The sequence below is a fragment of the Arthrobacter sp. ASL1 genome (assembly GCF_056680475.1).
The window spans coordinates 365,206-382,066 of record NZ_CM155284.1; the positions used below are offsets into that span (position 1 = coordinate 365,206).

Consider the following 16,861-nt stretch of genomic DNA (forward strand, 5'->3'; position numbering starts at 1 on the left):
TCTCACTCCTCGCCTTCACTCAGTGCTTCCTCGAGATCATCATCGCCCGCAGTGATCAGGTTGTCGAACGATTCGGGTGCGTCGGGCAACGCAGCTGCGATCGCACGAACGTCAACTTGGCCCGTCACGACATCGGCGACGAGCCGGGTACGGAACTCCTGGAGCAGGGATATTTCACGGGACAATTTAACCGTGACCTGAGTGAAGTTGACATCGATCGTTTCTAGCGCCCGGACGATCCCTAGTTGGACGCCCAAATCAGGCACTGGCACTCGTAGCCCCCTAACATCTGCGCCACTTAGCTTGTAAGTGCCTACGGCAGTGCGGCTGGTCTCCTCGATCTGTTCTCGAACCGACGGCGAGTTTAGGGCTGCCGCAATGAATCGGGAATCAACCCCCGTCCGCAACCGGATCCGCATTAGGAGGTCTGGAAAGATCCGGTCCGGCATGTCAGCAGGAATTCGGCCTGCACGTCCCACGAGCTTGAGGTTCCCGTTTCCACGCACGATAAGGACATCACCTGCTCGTAACGTGTACTTGCTGACATCTCGAATTGCCGCGCGCTCCACATACTTGATGTCCGGCTCCCGAACATCAACTAGGCCGTTTCGGACGACCGAGATGCTCATTGTTTGGAGATCACCACGTTCGGAAATCTCTGGTGAGACCCCATTAGTTGGGCCTTCCCAAACTATGTTGGCTAGGCGTTGTTTCTGACCCAGACCGCTGAAAAGCGCTGCCTGTTGGACGTTTGTCTGCTCTTCGAGGAGGGATATGAGTCGGCGTTTGGCGGCGATGGCCTTGTTGATGCGGGCGTTGGCGTGGGCGAGGTAATTCACTATCGCCGCTTGCTCCTCCGCGGGCGGCACCGGGAGTAAATCAACAGCCAACGTCGAATAGTCGATGTTCTGGCCTTCCCTTATCCCAGTAACCGCGAGCGCCAGCGAGCTGACAAACGGCTTCGACTTGAACAAATAGGTCAAGTATTCCCGATATTCAGCAGATCTGGCTGTCAGCACCGTATAGGCGGGGGAGATGATTCCCCGGTGGTAGCACCGCTCAATTCCACCCTGAAAAGAGCGCAAACTGATCACAAAGTCGCCGACTTCGACGAGCTTTAGCAGATGGAGGTCCTTAGATGCTGTGACCGTTCGAGTGCCATAGTCGGACTTTCTAATCACGCCTTGGCTTTGCGTCGCCGCGAGGAGTGGCTCTTCGGGATACCCTTTTGCGACCCGTTCGGTCAGTAGGGACTTCGTACGCTGTGTTATCCAATTCGTCGGTAGAGGCCCCAGCCATGAACTCTCGTTCGTGGCGTATCGGTCGTAGCTCGGCAAGTCTCGAAACATCACTCCGCTTCCGCCAACCCGGCGGAGCGAAGGAGATCCTCAGGATTCCACACATGCTTGGCGATGGCTCTGTACAGGCCACCTCGCTCGGTGACTGACATAGCGGTAAACGCATCGTAGGGGCAGAAGTCGAGCCCGCTACTACGCACGAACCGAACGAAGCCCGGGTTCTTCACGTAGGCTTGCGGATCGAGTGACGCCGCCAGCAGATTCTGAGAGAAGTATCGGGGCCGCTTCTGCTCGTAATTGTCGTCGTTGTAGCTGCCGTTGTGCTGTTTCGGGAGCAGAAGCAGATCCCCAATGCGGTTCCGGTGCCGGGCGAAGTCAGTCTCGTGGGCGAACTCGTCGGTGTGGCGTTCGGGGTGGTTTGCCCAGATATGTTCGACCTCGTACTTTACGCCTGTGCCGCCGGTGAGTTCGACATAGTTCGATGCCTGCCCTGACTGTGTGGTGATGTAGTCGGTAATACGAGCAAGGACCTTGTGGAGCTGGCCGCGGTTCTGCTGGTGCACGAGGAGGTCGTCGTTAGAGTCGAACGTCTCACTCTCGCTGAGGAGGTATCGGTGCAACTCGCGAGCGAGGTCGGTGTTGCTGAGCCCGCGGATGCGGAACATGAGCGCGGTCATGCCGTACTGCAACGTCGAGTAGTCGGTGGCGCGGAAGTTCCAGATGCGCCATGCGAGCAGGATGTCTATGAAGCGCCCGACGATCTCGAGCTTGGTATCGATGCTCGCGGCGTCATCGTCAATACGCAGTGGAGCGAGCAGCATCTGGTCCTGCAGAGTGAAGCGATGGTCGGCGTTGAATCGGATGAACCGCAGCGGGCTCGCGGGATCGAAAGATGCCTCGGCCCGGGTCACGCGCTCGTACTGGCGCGCGTAGAAGGCGAGGTCACTCGAGACAAATGTGCTGAATGCGTCGGAGGAGGTGAGGCCGATGCGTTTGGAATCTCCGCGGAGCCACCGGTGAAACTCGGTGCCGATGCGGTCCCAGTCCTGGGGCTTCGCATCCTTCTTGCGCTCACGGATCTTGGTCGAGTACTGGCTTCGCAGCCAGGTTTTCAGGAAGTCCGAGCTGAGGCTTTCGCCGAGATCATCCAGCCGGCGCATCCAGGAGCGCCATAGGTCGTTGGCCTTCGCGCGCGGCGTGCCGTCGTCGATGTTCGCGAGCAAGTAGCCCTTGAGCATGTCAGCTGGCGTGAGTTTGAGACCGCGGTCGTTCATCGTTTCGAAGATTGCGTATGCGTCGTCGTCGTTGTAGGCAGTGATCTGCACGATTTGGACTCGGTCTTTGAGCCAATCGATGAAGTAGGGCAACGCGCCGCCCTTGAGTTCGTTCGGGAAAAGACTGTCGATCTCGCTGTACCGAGCGACGAGTGTGTTCACTGATTCGACGGACTCGGGTGGTGCGTCGTACTCGCCTTCCTCGAACAGGCCCTGCATGCAGTCGTTGCGGTCGGCGACATCGAGGTTGAACGACTTCTCGCCGTAGGACTCGGAGTAAATCAGCTCATCGATCTTCACCCCAGGGGTGCCAAGATCGCTCTGTAGACGACGCAGATAGGTGAGGAACAGTGTTAGCGTGGTGAGCCGCTGCTGACCGTCAACGACGAACGGCTGGTTACCCTTCTGCGAGACGATGATGGACCCGAGGTAATAGCCGGGGTATCCCCCGACCGCTGTCCGCTTGTGGCCCGGGCTGTGGAGTTGAAGAAACTTCCCCGTTAGGTCGGTCACCAGATCCGCGAGCTGCTTCGTCTCCCACTTGTACTCGCGCTGGTAGTAGTCGATCGAGTACTTCTTGTCCTTCAGCACTTCGGCGATCGTCTTTGCGACACCGTCGATGCTGTTCCCGCGCTCACTCATGCTTCACTTCCCGCGATTTCTGCGATCAGATCATCGGTTTCAGCTTCGAGCGCTCGGATGTCGGCCTGGATCTCCACTAGCGTGCGCATCGGCGCGGGCTTGTAGAAGTGGCGAGTAAAGGAGATCTCGTAGCCGATCTTGGTCTTCGACGCATCGATCCAGGCATCCGGTGCGTAGGGCGTGACTTCGCGGCGGAAGAACGCCTCGATTCCATCGGCGTAGCCGCCTTTCGGCTCAGTTAGCGGCACCTGCTCGGCGTCGCGGAGCTCGGTGTCGGGCTCGTACTCCACCACGCGAGGTCGCCCGTCGAAGATCACCTCGTGTCGGCCGTACAGCGGGTCAGGCATGGCAGCGTGAGGGAGCCGCTTCTTGATGACCGGCGGCGCAGTCGCATCGCGCACGCCCTCTTCCTTGAGCTGCTTGATCTCCTTAGCCGTGTATACACGGTTGGGATCGACGCCGACGATGCGGAGCGGTCGTTCCACGGTGATCTTCTGGTAACCGAAGTCGACTCCGTCGAACACCTTGGAGCGATCGGTGTCGTCGTACTGGTCGAATGCGGTAAACGCCTCAAGCACCTTGTCAGCGTCAGTCGCGCTGACCTCAACGCCCTTCTCACCGAGGTTCCTCCGAAGCGGCGTCGACCAGCCAGTGGCGTCGACGAGTTGCACTTTGCCCTTACGGCGCTCGTTCTTTCGATTGGAGAGCACCCACACGTAGGTTGCGATACCGGTGTTGTAAAACATTTTGAGCGGCAAAGCGACGATCGCTTCGAGCCAGTCGTTCTCGATGATCCAGCGACGGATGTTGCTCTCGCCCTGCCCTGCGTCGCCTGTGAACAGGGAAGAACCATTGTGGACTGACGCGATCCGGGAACCCAGCTCGGTGCCCTGTTTCATCTTCGAGATCAGGTTCGCAAGGAACATCAGCTGCCCGTCGCTGCTACGGGTGACGAGGGAGTACTCGCTGTCGTTGTCGTGAGTGACCACGAAGCGGGGGTCGATGATCTTCTTCGCGCCGCCGAGGCGATCCTGGTCAGTCTTCCAGCTCTTGCCGTAGGGCGGGTTCGAGAGCATGAAGTCGAACTCCTGCCCAGCGAACGCGTCGTTTGAAAGCGTCGAGTATTCGGGACCGCCGACTACGTTGTCGGCGGCCCTGCCATCGCCCTTGAGAATCAGGTCGGCCTTTGCGATCGCGTAGGTCTCGGCGTTGATCTCCTGGCCATACAAGTGGGTTGACACCTTCTTGCCTGAGCGCTCCGTCAGATGCTTAAGCGTCTCCTCAGCGACGGTCAGCATGCCGCCGGTACCCATCGCGCCGTCATAGAGGCGATAGGTGCCTGAGGGAATCGCGTCCGCGATGGGCTCGAACATCAGCCTTGTCATCAACCGCACCGCGTCGCGCGGAGTCCAGTGCTCTCCGGCCTCCTCGTTGTTCTCCTCGTTGAAACGACGCACGAGCTCCTCGAAGACAGTGCCCATCCCATGGTTATCGAGCCCCGTCGGCGAGAGGTCAAGATCAGGCGCGAGGAATTTCTCGATCAATGCACCAAGCGCATCCGCCTTGGTCAGACGCGGCAGCTGATTACGGAACTCGAAGTTGTCGATGATCTCCTGAACGTTTGGCGAGAATCCATCAAGGTACGCCTCGAAGTTTTGCCGAAGACGCGTCGAGTTCGACACATGCCGCAAGTCCTGCAGCGAGTATCCAGAAGTGTTGTAGAAGTCCTGCTTGGCCGCGTCCCGGAGCGGAGCATCCTGATCGGCGATGCCGGCGTCATCGAGCATCTTCTTCATTTTCATCACTTCATCACGCGTCGGGCCAAGAACGCTGTCGAGCCGCCGCAGGACGATGAAAGGGAGGATCACGTCGCGGTACTTGCCGCGGACATAGAGATCACGCAGGACATCGTCAGCGATGTTCCAGATGAGCGCCACAATACGCGTGTGGCTGACGGAGTGATTGATCACGCCTAAGGCCTTTCTGTAAACGAGCGACGAGTTCGTCGGCTCGAGACGCACCACGACGCCTTGATCGGGCACGTACCACGCCAACCGGGACCGGGAGGCAGGTGCAGTCTTCTATATTGTTCCATCGCGCGCGACAGGCATGCACAACCTCAAGAGCGCTACACGCCCGTGTCGCCGGGCCGTCCGGGCCAGATCAAGGTCGGTCTCGCGAGCGAAAGCTGTCGTTTGCCTCGGCTGCGCCGAAAATTGACCTATAAATCTCGGGGAAGCAACGGGGCGGGACGAGTCCCGCGCCGATGCGCGACACCCTGCACCCAGCCAATTGGGGGCACATAGGGCACCCGGGCAGGTGCGGCTCGAACGCTTTATGAACAGCCCAATTCGGTCATTGTCCAGGACATCTAAGTTCGAATGATGTCATGTAAGCCTCGAAGCAGGACTCGTTACCGTCTGCGGGCCGAGCTGAATCGCGCAGCATCCAGCCGCATGCGTTTCTCTGGCCACCAGCCGACTTGTATCAGTGTGTCAGTGTGTCATCAATCTTGGACCACGGCATCGGGTGACGACCAACGGGGGACCATACCCGGACCCACGCAGCAAAACAGAGGCGGCGTGAGTCCGGATTTGCCTCTTTTACCAGCCTCTTTCGGAGAGCCGGTGCGGCTCCGGGAGCTCCTCGACGTTGATGCCGACCATGGCCTCGCCCAGTCCACGGGAGACCTGGGCGATGACGCTCGGATCGTCGTGGAAGGTCGTGGCCTTCACGATGGCGGCAGCACGCTCTGCCGGGTTTCCGGACTTGAAGATGCCCGAGCCGACGAACACGCCGTCAGCGCCCAGCTGCATCATCATCGCCGCGTCGGCCGGGGTGGCGATGCCGCCGGCGGTGAACAGCACGACGGGCAGTTTGCCTGTCTGGGCGATTTCACGAACCAGCTCGTACGGGGCCTGGAGCTCCTTGGCCGCAACGTAGAGCTCGTCCTCGGGCAGCGAGGACAGGCGGGCGATCTCGGAGCGGATCTTGCGCATGTGGCCCGTGGCGTTGGAGACGTCGCCGGTGCCTGCCTCGCCCTTGGAACGGATCATTGCGGCACCCTCGTTGATGCGGCGCAGCGCCTCCCCGAGGTTCGTGGCTCCGCAGACGAAGGGGACGGTGAAGTCCCACTTGTCGATGTGGTTCACGTAGTCGGCGGGGGTCAGGACCTCGGACTCGTCGATGTAGTCGACGCCGAGGGACTGCAGGACCCGGGCCTCGACGAAGTGGCCGATCCGGGCCTTGGCCATCACGGGTATGGATACTTCCGCGACGATGCTGTCGATCATGTCGGGGTCGGACATGCGCGAAACGCCGCCCTGGGCGCGGATATCGGCCGGAACCCGCTCGAGGGCCATTACGGCCACGGCGCCGGAATCCTCTGCGATGCGGGCCTGCTCTGCGGTGACGACGTCCATGATGACGCCTCCCTTGAGCATCTCGGCCATGCCGCGCTTCACCCGGGAGCTGCCTGTGGTGGAAGGCTGCGCGGGGGTGTTTTCAGTGCTGGACACGTCGGGTCCTTTCAAAACGGTGGGAAAGTACGTTCCATCCTAAGCCTCTGTGCCGCCCACCACCGTCCACGGTGACGCCGCGAGTAAGCAATGGGAAGTCTCCGCTCCGCCACGCCACGGCGGGCGACGGGGCAACGCTGGCACTCGGCGTCCTATTGGTGGTCCGCCCAGGCCTCGGCGATGTCCTTGCGGATGTCACCGAGGACGGCCGGGATGGCCTTGGTCTGGGCGATGATCGGGAAGAAGTTCCCGTCCCCGCTCCAGCGCGGGACCACGTGCTGGTGCAGGTGTGCCGCGATCCCCGCTCCACCGGAGACCCCCTGGTTCATGCCCAGATTGAAGCCGGTTGGCTTGGCCACCGCTCGCAGCACACGCATGGACTGCTGGGCCAGGGCACCCATCTCGGCCGTCTCCTCCACGGTGATGTCCGTGTAGTCCGGGACATGCCGGTACGGGCACACCAGCAGGTGTCCGGAGTTGTAGGGGAAGAGGTTGAGCACCACGAAAGCGGTCTTGCCGCGGTGCACGATGAGCGACTCCTCGTCGCTGCGCAGCGGACCGGTGCAGAACGGGCAGTCCTGCTCGTCGGTGACCTGGCCCTGGCCGCGTTTGATGTACGCCATGCGGTATGGCGTCCAGAGCCGTTGGAAGGAGTCCGGGACCCCGGCCAGTTCGAAGTCGTCGGTGATCTCCTCGTCGTGTTCCGGGGTCCCCATGGACTAGGCCTCCCGGTTCTTCACGGCGGCGACGATGCGCTCGATCGCCTCGGCCACCGGCACGCCGTTGTCCTGGCTGCCGTCGCGGAAGCGGAAGGAAACGGCACCCGCCTCCACGTCCTCGCCACCGGCGATGAGCACGAAAGGCACCTTCTCCTTGGAGGCGTTGCGGATCTTCTTCGGGAACCGTTCGGTGCCCAGATCCGCGTCTGCCCGGATGCCGCGGGCCTTGAGCTGGGCCACGATGTCCTGGATGTAGTCGTTGAACGTCTCGGCCACCGGCACCCCGAGGACCTGGACGGGCGACAGCCATGCCGGGAACGCTCCGGCGTAGTGCTCGATCAGCACACCCATGAAGCGCTCCACGGAGCCGAAGAGCGCGCGGTGGATCATGACCGGCCGCTGGCGGGATCCGTCGGCTGCCTGGAATTCCAGGTCGAAACGCTCCGGCAGGTTGAAGTCCAGCTGGATCGTGGACATCTGCCAGGTGCGCCCGATGGCGTCACGGGCCTGCACGGAGATCTTCGGGCCGTAGAAGGCTGCTCCGCCCGGATCCGGGACCAGCTCGAGGCCGGACGCGGTGGCGACCTCTTCCAGGGTCCGGGTCGCCTCGTCCCAGGCGTCATCGCTGCCGACGTATTTCTCGGGATCCTTGGTGGAGAGTTCGAGGTAGAAGTCGTTCAGTCCGTAGTCCTTGAGCAGGTCCAGGACGAACTGCAGCGTGGTGGTGAGTTCGCCCTTCATCTGTTCACGGGTGCAGTAGATGTGGGCGTCGTCCTGGGTCATGCCGCGCACGCGGGTCAGCCCGTGCACGACGCCGGACTTCTCGTAGCGGTAGACGGAACCGAACTCAAACATCCGCAAGGGCAGCTCGCGGTAGGACCGTCCGCGGGAAGCGAAGATCAGGTTGTGCATCGGGCAATTCATCGGCTTCAGGTAGTAGTCCTGCCCGGGTTTGCGCACCGATCCGTCCTCGTTGAGTTCCTCGTCGACGTGCATCGGGGGGAACATGCCGTCGCGGTACCAGTCCAGGTGGCCGGAGATTTCGTAGAGGTGGCCCTTGGTGATGTGCGGGGTGTAGACGAACTCGTATCCGGCTTCCTCATGGCGCTGGCGCGAGTAGTCCTCCATGGCCCGGCGGATGATGCCGCCCTTGGGGTGGAAGACCGGCAGGCCGGAACCGAGCGCGTCGGGGAAGGAGAAGAGGTCCAATTCCGCGCCCAGCTTGCGGTGGTCGCGGCGCTCGGCCTCGGCCAACCGCTCCTGGTACGCCTTCAGGTCGGCCTTCGTCGGCCAGGCGGTGCCGTAGATGCGCTGGAGCTGTTTGTTCTTGTCGTTGCCCAGCCAGTAGGCGGCCGCCGTGCGCGTCAGGGCGAAGGCGTTGGAGATCAGCTTGGTGTTGGGCAGGTGCGGACCGCGGCAGAGATCGCACCAGACGGTGTCCCCGGACTTGCGGTCGACGTTGTCGTAGATCGTGATCTCGCCGGCGCCCACCTCGATGTTGGCACCCTCGCCGACCTCGTCGGCATCGCTGGACTTGCCCAGCAGCTCGAGTTTGTAGGGCTCGTTGGCCATGGCCAGGCGGGCCTCGTCCTCGCCGACGACGCGGCGGGCGAATTTCTGGTTCTGGTTGACGATCTTGAGCATCATCTTCTCGAGGGCCTTCAGGTCCTCGGGCGTGAACGGCTCCTCGACGTCGAAGTCGAAGTAGAAGCCGTCGGTGATGTAGGGGCCGATGCCGAGCTTGGCCCCGGGGCGCAGCTGCTGGACGGCCTGGGCCATCACGTGTGCGGTCGAGTGGCGCAGCACCTCCAGGCCCGCCGGGGAATCGATCGTGACGCGCTCGACGGCGGTGCCCGCCTCGAGTTCGCGGGACAGGTCGCGCAGGACCCCATCGACATGCATGACAACGACGTCACGGTCATCGAAGTACAGCTCGGCGCCGGTAGTGCCCGCCGCCACCTCTCGCTGTGCTCCGTCGACGCTGAGGGTGATCTGCTCTGACACGTGGGTCTCCTGGTTCGTTGGGGGCTTCATGACTTGCGGCATACGGTGACCACAGCCAGCCGGGATCCAGCTTAACGGAAGCCTCAGCGCCCGAACCAATCCGGTCGGGCGCGACGACGGAGGACACCATGGTGGCGGCACCTTCCACGGACTTCCTTGCAGAACGCCGCGGTGCCGTGCCGTCGACCGACCTCAGGTCAACTTCGAGCGAACCACACGGCGCACCGGCGACCTCTTTCCGGGGATCGACAGCGCCGCTGGGGCAAATGCCGCCAGCGCGGCAACGAGGCCAACCACGCCGGCCGGTACTCCGTCGAGGGAGCCGCAGACGACAAACACGAGTCCCGCAAGCACTGCCCAGAACGGCACCCGGCGGGCCCGCCACAGTCCAACCAACATGATGACCGTCCCGAGCATCATGCCGATCATGAATAGCGCTACCAGGCCGATGAGCAGGGGGTACCGTTCAGAGGCGTCGTCCTGCGCGGCGACGGCGGCCAACGGTGTCGCCGCCGCCGAATACAGGGCGTAGCTGGTGTAGAACGCCACTGCGTGCCCGACGGATGCGACAGCCCCGATGCCCAGGATGACCGCCCCGGTAAGCGTCGTCCGGCGTCCGGGCCCCTGCGCAGTAGCGATTACCCCCGCCAGGCCCGGAAGAAAACAGAACGAGGCCAGGAGGCTCAGCGTCCCGGCTGCAAGCCACAGAACGTGGTGTTGGCCCACGGACTCGAGCATGGCCAATCCGGACGTGGTGCTGGACGGCACCACCATCCGACGGAATACGTCAGCTAATGAGAAGAGGAACGGGCCGAGCAACAGCCCAGCGATCGCGGTCTGGGTATATCTGGAGGTTTTCATGACCCCAGATTGCCAACTGCGGATGGCACCGCGCGTCGTCCATCCGGGCGAATCCGCTCATCCTCGTGGCCACTTTTCCCTAGTCCCCGTGGTGTTGCCGCCTGCCACTCCCGGTTCTAGGATCAGGCCATGCCACGCAGGATGCCTCGACGCATGCTCGGTCCGTTACCCGTCACCGATGTCTTCGTGGCGGGTGCGCTCTGCGTATTTGCCGTGGGCGGTTTGGTCACGGGTGCTGTGCGTGAAACGCCCCTCGCCGTGACCATTCCGATTGCCATTGCCAGCACCCTCCCGTTGGCGGCGAGAACACGATATCCATTATCCGTTACTTCGCTCATCACAGTTCTGGCCATCGCCCAGGCGTTGTTCACCGGCAGCTCATCAGGCACGCTCTGGGCACTCTTCGTCTTTCTGGTCACTGCGTACACCGTTGCCGCGGAGCGGGCCGAAGGCGCTGCCCTGGTGGGACTTGCCGTCGTTTTGGTCGGCCAGTTCTTCGGCGAAGCCCTCGACGCCGGAAACGACTACGCCTTCGACACCCTGGTTTTCGGAGGCGTATGGATGTTTGGCAGGGCGACGCACAAATGGCGCGCCGAGGCCTTCGATGCGCAGGACCACCAGGAAGAGATGGCACGGCTCGCCGTGGTCGGGGAACGGGCACGCATTGCCCGCGAACTGCATGACATCGTTGCCCACAGCCTCAGTGAGATCGCCGTTCAATCGGACGCGGCGGAGGCTGTCCTGGCCACGGCTCCGGAACGTGCTGCCGCCCCGCTGTTGGCCATTAGGGCCAGTGCCCGGGACGCGCTCGTTGACATGCGCCAGCTGCTGAAGGTCCTGCGCGATGAGGGAAGCGATACGGGGCTTCAGCCCGCCCGCGGGTTGGAGGACGTGCCAGCACTTGTCGAGGGGTTCCGGAGCTCGGGGCTGCCCGTTGATTTGACCGTCCGCGTCCGGGCGCGAATCGCGGCAGGGATCGAACTCGCCGTCTTCCGCATTATCCAGGAGGGGCTGACCAATGTCCGCGTACACGCGGGAAACGCTGCCACGCGGGTGCTGGTCATCCAGGACGGGGGCGACTTGCGCATCGAAGTGCACAACGGGCTACCATCCGGCGCCGGCGCCCGCTCACCTGGTGTCTCCACCGGGCATGGGCTGATGGGCATGCGCGAACGCGTCCAGGCAGCCGGCGGTTCGCTGGACGCGGGGTCATCGGCTTCCGGCGGCTATACAGTCGTTGCCCGCATCCCTTTGCCAGGAGAGTCGGCATGATCCGAGTGCTTTTGTGCGATGACCAGGAACTCGTCCGGACCGGTTTCCACATGATTCTAGGGCTCGAGGCAGACATCGAGGTGGTGGGCGTGTGCGGAAACGGACGGGAGTGCCTGTGGCAGGTCGCCGAACGGTCGCCCGATGTGGTTCTCATGGATCTGCGCATGCCGCAGATGGATGGCCTTGAAGCCACCCGGCAGTTGGTCGCTTCGGGGTCGCCGGCCCGCGTGCTGGTGTTGACGACATTTGACCTTGATGACCTGGTCTACGAAGCGATGCAAGCGGGAGCCAGTGGATTCCTGCTGAAGGACGCTCCGCGTGAACAGCTGGTGGGGGCGATCCGGATGGTGGCCCGCGGGGACGCCGTGTTGTCCCCGGTGCTGACGAGACGCCTGGTCCAGCGATTCGTGGCGGCGCCGCACCCGACGAGTGGGCTCCCCCGTGAACTTTCCGAACTGAGTTCGCGCGAGCTCGAGGTCTACGCCCGCTTGGCGCGCGGATGGTCCAATACCGAGATCGCGCAGGAACTGTTCCTCAGCCAAGCGACGGTAAAAACCCACGTTGCCAGGATCCTCGGCAAACTGGATTTACGCGATCGGATCCAGTGCGTGGTGCTGGCCTACGAGACGGGCTACCTTGTGCCGGGGCCCGACCACCGGGGCTAGCCGGACCCCGACCGTGCGTCGTCTGCGGCCCTGGCTGGCGTGGTGGCCCGGTCAGCGCAGGGCGCGCAGGTACCGCCGGCGTACGATGCGCTGGGCGATGAGCAGGAGGGGGAAGAGTGTCCGCCAAGGCTGCTCGGGTGCAGCCCGGGTGAGGGACCGGACGGTGAAGCTCACCGTGTCGTCCTGGCGGTGCACGATGAAGGCTTCTTCACCGTCAACTGGATGCCCCGGCCTGGTCTGGTATGCGAAACCGACGCGGTCGGGTTCCATGACCACGGAGGTGACTTCCACGGGTTCGATGATCTCCCGGCCCACCAGATGCACGCGGATGTCCAGGCGGTCACCCGGCGCTACAGGTTCGGTCGATTCCACGGTGAATCCGCTGGCCGTCTTCACGCGCCAGCGGAGGACTTGCGCCGTCGTGCGCTCCCAGACCGCGGCGCCGCGCCCCAGGAACGCGGACTCCTCCGACCTGCGGTAGCGGGGATCACTGGCGGGCCACGCGCTGAGTTCCGGGCTGGTCATGTGGTGTTTCCCCGTTCATGTGCCATATCGGCTGGTCCGTCCCCAGCCTACTTCGTGGTCGATAGGCGTGTTATCCGACGTCGAATTCCGGCCAGTCCTCCGGAACGCTGCCGGGCCCCCGGTGATCCAGGTCCTCGGCCTCCATCCTCCGCGCCAGCGGCTGCGCACCGCCGTCGTTCTCCTTGGTTTTCCCCCGTAGACCGGTGAAGGTCTCCCTCACCCGGGCGGGGTCGGACAGGTGGCCTGGGGCCGGCAGCGAGCCCTGATCGGCCAGGTCCCAGGCCTGCAGTGCCTGCAGGCTGATCCCACGTGGCCCGGTCCGCCGGGTGAGGCCGTGGACCAGCAGCAGGCGGGTGGCGAAGAGCAGGGGGCCCGAGTTCTGCTGGGCCTCGTGGAAGAACGTGCAGTCCACGCAGCCGGTGCCGTCATCCAGGGAAATGAACACCACCCGGCGTCCGCCACGCATCGGTGGCGTCTGGGTGGCGACACGGACCCCCGCCACCAGCACCTCGGTTCCGTTGCGCAGCCCCAGCAGGTCCTTCGCCGGTGTCGTCCCCAGTTTCGAGAGCAGGGGTGCGTGGGAGGACATGAGGTGGCCACTGACGTCCACGGCCATGAGGTCCAGTTCGGTGCGGACGGTCTCCTCCAGGCTGGGTTCGGCCGCCCCCACCGCCAGCCCGCCCAGTTCCACATCCCCCAGTGGGAGCGGGAGCTGTCCGGTGATCGGACGGTGGCGTTGCGCCAGGGTCTTGGCAGGACGCCCGGCGAGGTGGACCATCAGATCGGCGCGGTTGCCCCGGCCGGCTGCCTGTTGGAGGCCGTCGAACGCCCCCAGGGCGGCGTACGTTCGCAAGGAGGATCGGCTCAGGCCCGAGCGGTCCCGCACATCGGCCAGCGAATCATAGGGCTGCCCGGCGACGACACGCGTGACCTCGGTGCCCGAGACACCATGGATGCCGCTCAGGCTCAAGCGGATGCCCAGCCGCCCTGCAGGCGTCGTCCCCGGGGCGCGGTAGACCGGTGGGACGGTGGCCGGTGGCAGCAGGCCGGCGACCCGCTCGACCCGGTAGGAGGCATCGGAGCGGTTGATGTCCAGGGGCAGGATCGGGATGCCCATCCTGCGGGCCTCGGCGACCAGGAGCCGTTTGGGATACATGCCGGGGTCGTGCTCCCAGATGCCGGCGAGGAAGGCCTCGGGATGGTGGGCCTTCAGCCACGCGGACTGGTAGGTGGGGACCGCGAAGGCGGCACCGTGGGCCTTGCAGAAGCCGAAGGATCCGAAGGCCTTCAGCGTCTTCCAGACCTCGTCGATCACCCCCAGCGGATAGCCCCGTTCCATGGCCCGGGCACGGTAGAGCTCCTCGACCCGTGGCTCAGCCTGTTCGTTGCCGAGCAGCCGACGATAGACATCGGCCTTGGCCAGGCCGCAGCCGGTCATGACATCGAAGATCCGCAGCACCTGTTCGTGGAAGACCGTGACCCCGTGGGTTTCCGCCAACGCCGGTTTAAGGTCGGGGTGCGGGTAGTTCTCCGGGGCGAAACCATGCCGGTTCTCCAGATAGGGCTTGACCATGTTCGATTGCATCGGGCCGGGCCGGAACAGCGAGATGTCGATGATCAAGTCGTTGAACTCGCGCGGGGCGAGCTTGCCGATCAGTTCGCGTTGGCCCGGGGACTCGATCTGGAAGCACCCCAGCGTGTCGGTGGTGCGGATGAGTTCGTACGTCGGTTCGTCATCCAGCGGCACGCGGTCCAGGGCGATCGCCCCGTCCGCGTCGAGGTAGTCCGGCAGCGCACCGCCGGGGTCGCGTGGATGGGAGCCGGCGGTGGCCACGGTTTCGCCGTCCCCGTGGATCCTGACGACCTCGGAGACGGCATAGGCCATCGCCGATTGCATGCGCACTCCCAGGACGTCGAGCTTGAGCATGCCCATGGGGTCCATGTCGTGCTTGTCGAACTGGCTCATCGGCAGGCCGAGCCCGCTGGGTTGGACCGGGGTGCGATCCAGCAGGGTGTTGTCGCCGAGGATGACACCGCACGGATGCATGGAGATGTGCCGGGGCAGCCGGTCCAGGCGTTCGGTCAGGTCCACCAGCAGGTCCAGTTGCCGTTCCGCGCCCATCCGCTCGGCGAAGGGCCGCAGTTCGGGCTTCTCCTCCAGCGCCTCGCGGAAGTTGCTGGCCGAGAAGCGCCATAGCTGCTTGGCGATCACATCCAATTCGCTGTCCTCCATGCCGAGCGCCTGCCCGGCATCACGGACGGCGCCGCGGGCGCGGTAGCCGTTCTGCATGCTCATCAAGGTGACCCGCTGGGAGCCGAACCGTTCGAAGATGTGCTCGTAGACCCGATGCCGTTCGGCGGATTCGACGTCGATGTCGATATCGGGCAGGGTGGTCCGGTCCCGGGAGAGGAACCGTTCGAAGAGCAGGTCGTGTGCCAAGGGATTCACCTGGCTGATGCCGAGCAGGAAGTTCACCAGGGAGGAGGCGCCCGACCCCCTGGCGGCGTTGCGCACCCCCATGTCGGCGATCATCGCACTGACCTCGGCGACGGTGAGGAAGTAGGTGCTGAACCCCAGATCGGTGATGGTATCCAGTTCCAGGGCCAACCGGTCCCGCAGCTTACGGGTCCCTGAGTCGCCGGGCAGCAACCGGGTGATGCCCGCTTCGCACCGTGCGGCCAGTTCGGCATCGGGAGGTCCCGTGATGCCGATGACGCTGGCTTCGGGCACGACGGGGATCCCCCAGCCGGCGTCCGCGACGGGGTCCATCCGTGCCCAATCGGCCAAAGCCGCGGTGGCACGCAGCAGTTCGGCAGCCAGCGCCCCCTCCCCCGCTTCCCGGGCGAGCTCCCGGGCCAGGGCCTGCATGCGCCCGGGGCTTTTGAGCCACCCCTGTCCGTTGGGTTGCAGGTCGGTCAGGGTTTCCAGCGAGCTCAGCGCCCGGGCGGAGTCGAGCACGTCTGCGGTGGCGGCGCCATCGGGCTCGGCATAGCGTACGGCGTTGGTCAGGATCGCCGGCACGTCCAGGTCCTGCGCGGCCCGGAGCATCCGGATGGCATGGGCGCTGCTGAGCCGTTCGCCCGGGGTGTTCAGGTGGGTGACCAGTTCCACGCGCACCGCGTCGCGGCCCAGCTGGGCCAGCCACGTTCCCAGGACCGATCGCGCCCGGGTCAGGTCGCGCCGCAGGGCTGCCTGCCCGACGTCGGAATCCGGTCCCAGCAACACCGTCAGCACCGTACCCTCCTCGGGGTCGACGGCGCAGGTTGCCAGCTCGGCATGGGTGACCCCGATGAGCTTGCCTCCCGTGCCGCCGCGGTGTGCCGACGTTCCCTCATGCGCCAGGGAAACCAGCCGGCACAGGGCGCGATACCCGGCACCGGCGCAATTCCCCCGGGCCAGCACGATGACCCTCCCTTGCACCTGGAGCCGGGGACGGCCACGGGACGCAGCAACCGGGTGTCGCGGGACTCCGGCTTCCGGACCCAGCACGGCCAGGTTCACCCCGAGAATGGGGTCCAAGCCGGTTTCCCGGCAGGCCTTGAGGTGCTTGACGGCGCCGTACAGGCCATCACGTTCGGTGGCGGCCAACGCATCGGCCCCCTCGGTGGCCGCCCGGCGGGCCAGGTCCTGCGGCCAGGAAACCCCGTAGTGTGCACTGAACGCGGAAGCCACATTCAGGTGGGTGAAACTCACGCGCTCTCCAGCAAGGCGTCGTGGATGCGAATGAGTCGCCAGCGGCCATTCTCCACATCCCGGGAGACCTCGAAAGTGAGCAACGGCCCACGACCGGCCAACCTGACCTGGAGGCGCCAGATCTCGTGGTCCACGAGCCCCGGGCCGCGGCCACGTTCGGCGCGGACCTCCTCGGCCCACCACCGCCGGCGCTCGAACCAGCGGACGGGATCGGCGGAAACCCGGTATTCCCGTCCCTGCCAGCGCAGGCGCAGCGGCAGGCCTGCGGTGCTGCATTCCACGTCGACGGACTGGGTGAAAAGCCCCATCTGGTACCTCCAAACCGCCCCGGAAAACAACGTGGGTCACGGGGCACTATGTGACGGACGGGGCCGCGGATCCGCAGGGGC

The 16,861-nt window shown here is 64.4% G+C and carries 12 protein-coding genes; 2 read left to right on the plus strand and 10 right to left on the minus strand.

Annotated elements, in window-relative coordinates; translation table 11 throughout:
- Positions 1 to 2 precede the first annotated feature (2 nt).
- From AC1MEQ_RS01675 to AC1MEQ_RS01705, 7 genes are all read right to left on the minus strand, one after another.
- Positions 3 to 1,337: a restriction endonuclease subunit S gene (locus AC1MEQ_RS01675; RefSeq protein WP_479793393.1), complete on the minus strand. Its 1,335-nt coding sequence runs from the start codon at positions 1,335 to 1,337 to the stop codon at positions 3 to 5.
- 11 nt (positions 1,338 to 1,348) lie between these two features.
- The gene (locus tag AC1MEQ_RS01680; RefSeq protein WP_479793394.1) at positions 1,349 to 3,214 is read right to left on the minus strand and encodes a DUF262 domain-containing protein; all 1,866 of its coding nucleotides are present in this window, start codon (positions 3,212 to 3,214) and stop codon (positions 1,349 to 1,351) included.
- On the minus strand, positions 3,211 to 5,256 hold the full coding sequence (locus AC1MEQ_RS01685) for a type I restriction-modification system subunit M (RefSeq protein WP_479793395.1): 2,046 nt from the start codon (positions 5,254 to 5,256) through the stop codon (positions 3,211 to 3,213). Before AC1MEQ_RS01685 ends, AC1MEQ_RS01680 begins: the two co-directional genes overlap by 4 nt.
- A 561-nt stretch (positions 5,257 to 5,817) precedes the next feature.
- Entirely contained in the window at positions 5,818 to 6,747 is a 930-nt protein-coding gene (gene pdxS, locus AC1MEQ_RS01690; RefSeq protein WP_479793397.1) for a pyridoxal 5'-phosphate synthase lyase subunit PdxS, read from the minus strand.
- A gap of 137 nt (positions 6,748 to 6,884) precedes the next feature.
- Positions 6,885 to 7,448 (minus strand): HIT family protein, encoded by a 564-nt coding sequence (locus tag AC1MEQ_RS01695; protein ID WP_479793398.1) that lies wholly within the window; start codon positions 7,446 to 7,448, stop codon positions 6,885 to 6,887.
- 3 nt (positions 7,449 to 7,451) lie between these two features.
- On the minus strand, positions 7,452 to 9,485 hold the full coding sequence (thrS, locus tag AC1MEQ_RS01700) for a threonine--tRNA ligase (protein WP_479793400.1): 2,034 nt from the start codon (positions 9,483 to 9,485) through the stop codon (positions 7,452 to 7,454).
- Positions 9,486 to 9,647: 162 nt separating this feature from the next.
- Positions 9,648 to 10,316: a hypothetical protein gene (locus AC1MEQ_RS01705; protein WP_479793402.1), complete on the minus strand. Its 669-nt coding sequence runs from the start codon at positions 10,314 to 10,316 to the stop codon at positions 9,648 to 9,650.
- Between the two features lie 129 nt (positions 10,317 to 10,445).
- Here AC1MEQ_RS01705 and AC1MEQ_RS01710 point away from each other — a divergent pair, with 129 nt between their 5' ends.
- Positions 10,446 to 11,588, plus strand: coding sequence for a sensor histidine kinase (locus AC1MEQ_RS01710; protein WP_479793403.1), 1,143 nt, complete (start codon positions 10,446 to 10,448; stop codon positions 11,586 to 11,588).
- A gap of 5 nt (positions 11,589 to 11,593) precedes the next feature.
- Positions 11,594 to 12,253 (plus strand): response regulator, encoded by a 660-nt coding sequence (locus AC1MEQ_RS01715; protein WP_479796005.1) that lies wholly within the window; start codon positions 11,594 to 11,596, stop codon positions 12,251 to 12,253.
- Positions 12,254 to 12,304: 51 nt separating this feature from the next.
- Here the strand turns inward: AC1MEQ_RS01715 and AC1MEQ_RS01720 are convergent, their stop codons facing one another.
- The 3 genes from AC1MEQ_RS01720 to AC1MEQ_RS01730 all read right to left on the minus strand — a co-directional run bounded on the left by AC1MEQ_RS01720 (position 12,305) and on the right by AC1MEQ_RS01730 (position 16,780).
- Positions 12,305 to 12,778: a DUF1990 family protein gene (locus AC1MEQ_RS01720; protein WP_479793405.1), complete on the minus strand. Its 474-nt coding sequence runs from the start codon at positions 12,776 to 12,778 to the stop codon at positions 12,305 to 12,307.
- A 70-nt stretch (positions 12,779 to 12,848) separates the two neighbouring features.
- Complete coding sequence (locus AC1MEQ_RS01725) at positions 12,849 to 16,472, minus strand: DNA polymerase III subunit alpha (RefSeq protein WP_479793406.1); 3,624 nt, start codon at positions 16,470 to 16,472, stop codon at positions 12,849 to 12,851.
- A complete protein-coding gene (locus AC1MEQ_RS01730; protein WP_479793408.1) occupies positions 16,469 to 16,780 on the minus strand; it encodes a DUF6504 family protein in 312 nt (103 codons plus the stop codon). The genes AC1MEQ_RS01725 and AC1MEQ_RS01730 overlap by 4 nt, the downstream gene beginning before the upstream one ends.
- Between the last annotated feature and the right edge of the window lie 81 nt (positions 16,781 to 16,861).

Excerpts from the sequence above, each read along its gene's own strand:
- AC1MEQ_RS01680 (WP_479793394.1), bottom strand. The coding sequence starts at position 3,214 with ATGAGTGAGCGCGGGAACAGCATCGACGGTGTCGCAAAGACGATCGCC.
- AC1MEQ_RS01695 (WP_479793398.1), bottom strand. The coding sequence starts at position 7,448 with ATGGGGACCCCGGAACACGACGAGGAGATCACCGACGACTTCGAACTG.
- thrS (WP_479793400.1), bottom strand. The coding sequence starts at position 9,485 with ATGAAGCCCCCAACGAACCAGGAGACCCACGTGTCAGAGCAGATCACC.
- AC1MEQ_RS01705 (WP_479793402.1), bottom strand. The coding sequence starts at position 10,316 with ATGAAAACCTCCAGATATACCCAGACCGCGATCGCTGGGCTGTTGCTC.
- AC1MEQ_RS01710 (WP_479793403.1), top strand. The coding sequence starts at position 10,446 with ATGCCACGCAGGATGCCTCGACGCATGCTCGGTCCGTTACCCGTCACC.
- AC1MEQ_RS01720 (WP_479793405.1), bottom strand. The coding sequence starts at position 12,778 with ATGACCAGCCCGGAACTCAGCGCGTGGCCCGCCAGTGATCCCCGCTAC.
- AC1MEQ_RS01730 (WP_479793408.1), bottom strand. The coding sequence starts at position 16,780 with ATGGGGCTTTTCACCCAGTCCGTCGACGTGGAATGCAGCACCGCAGGC.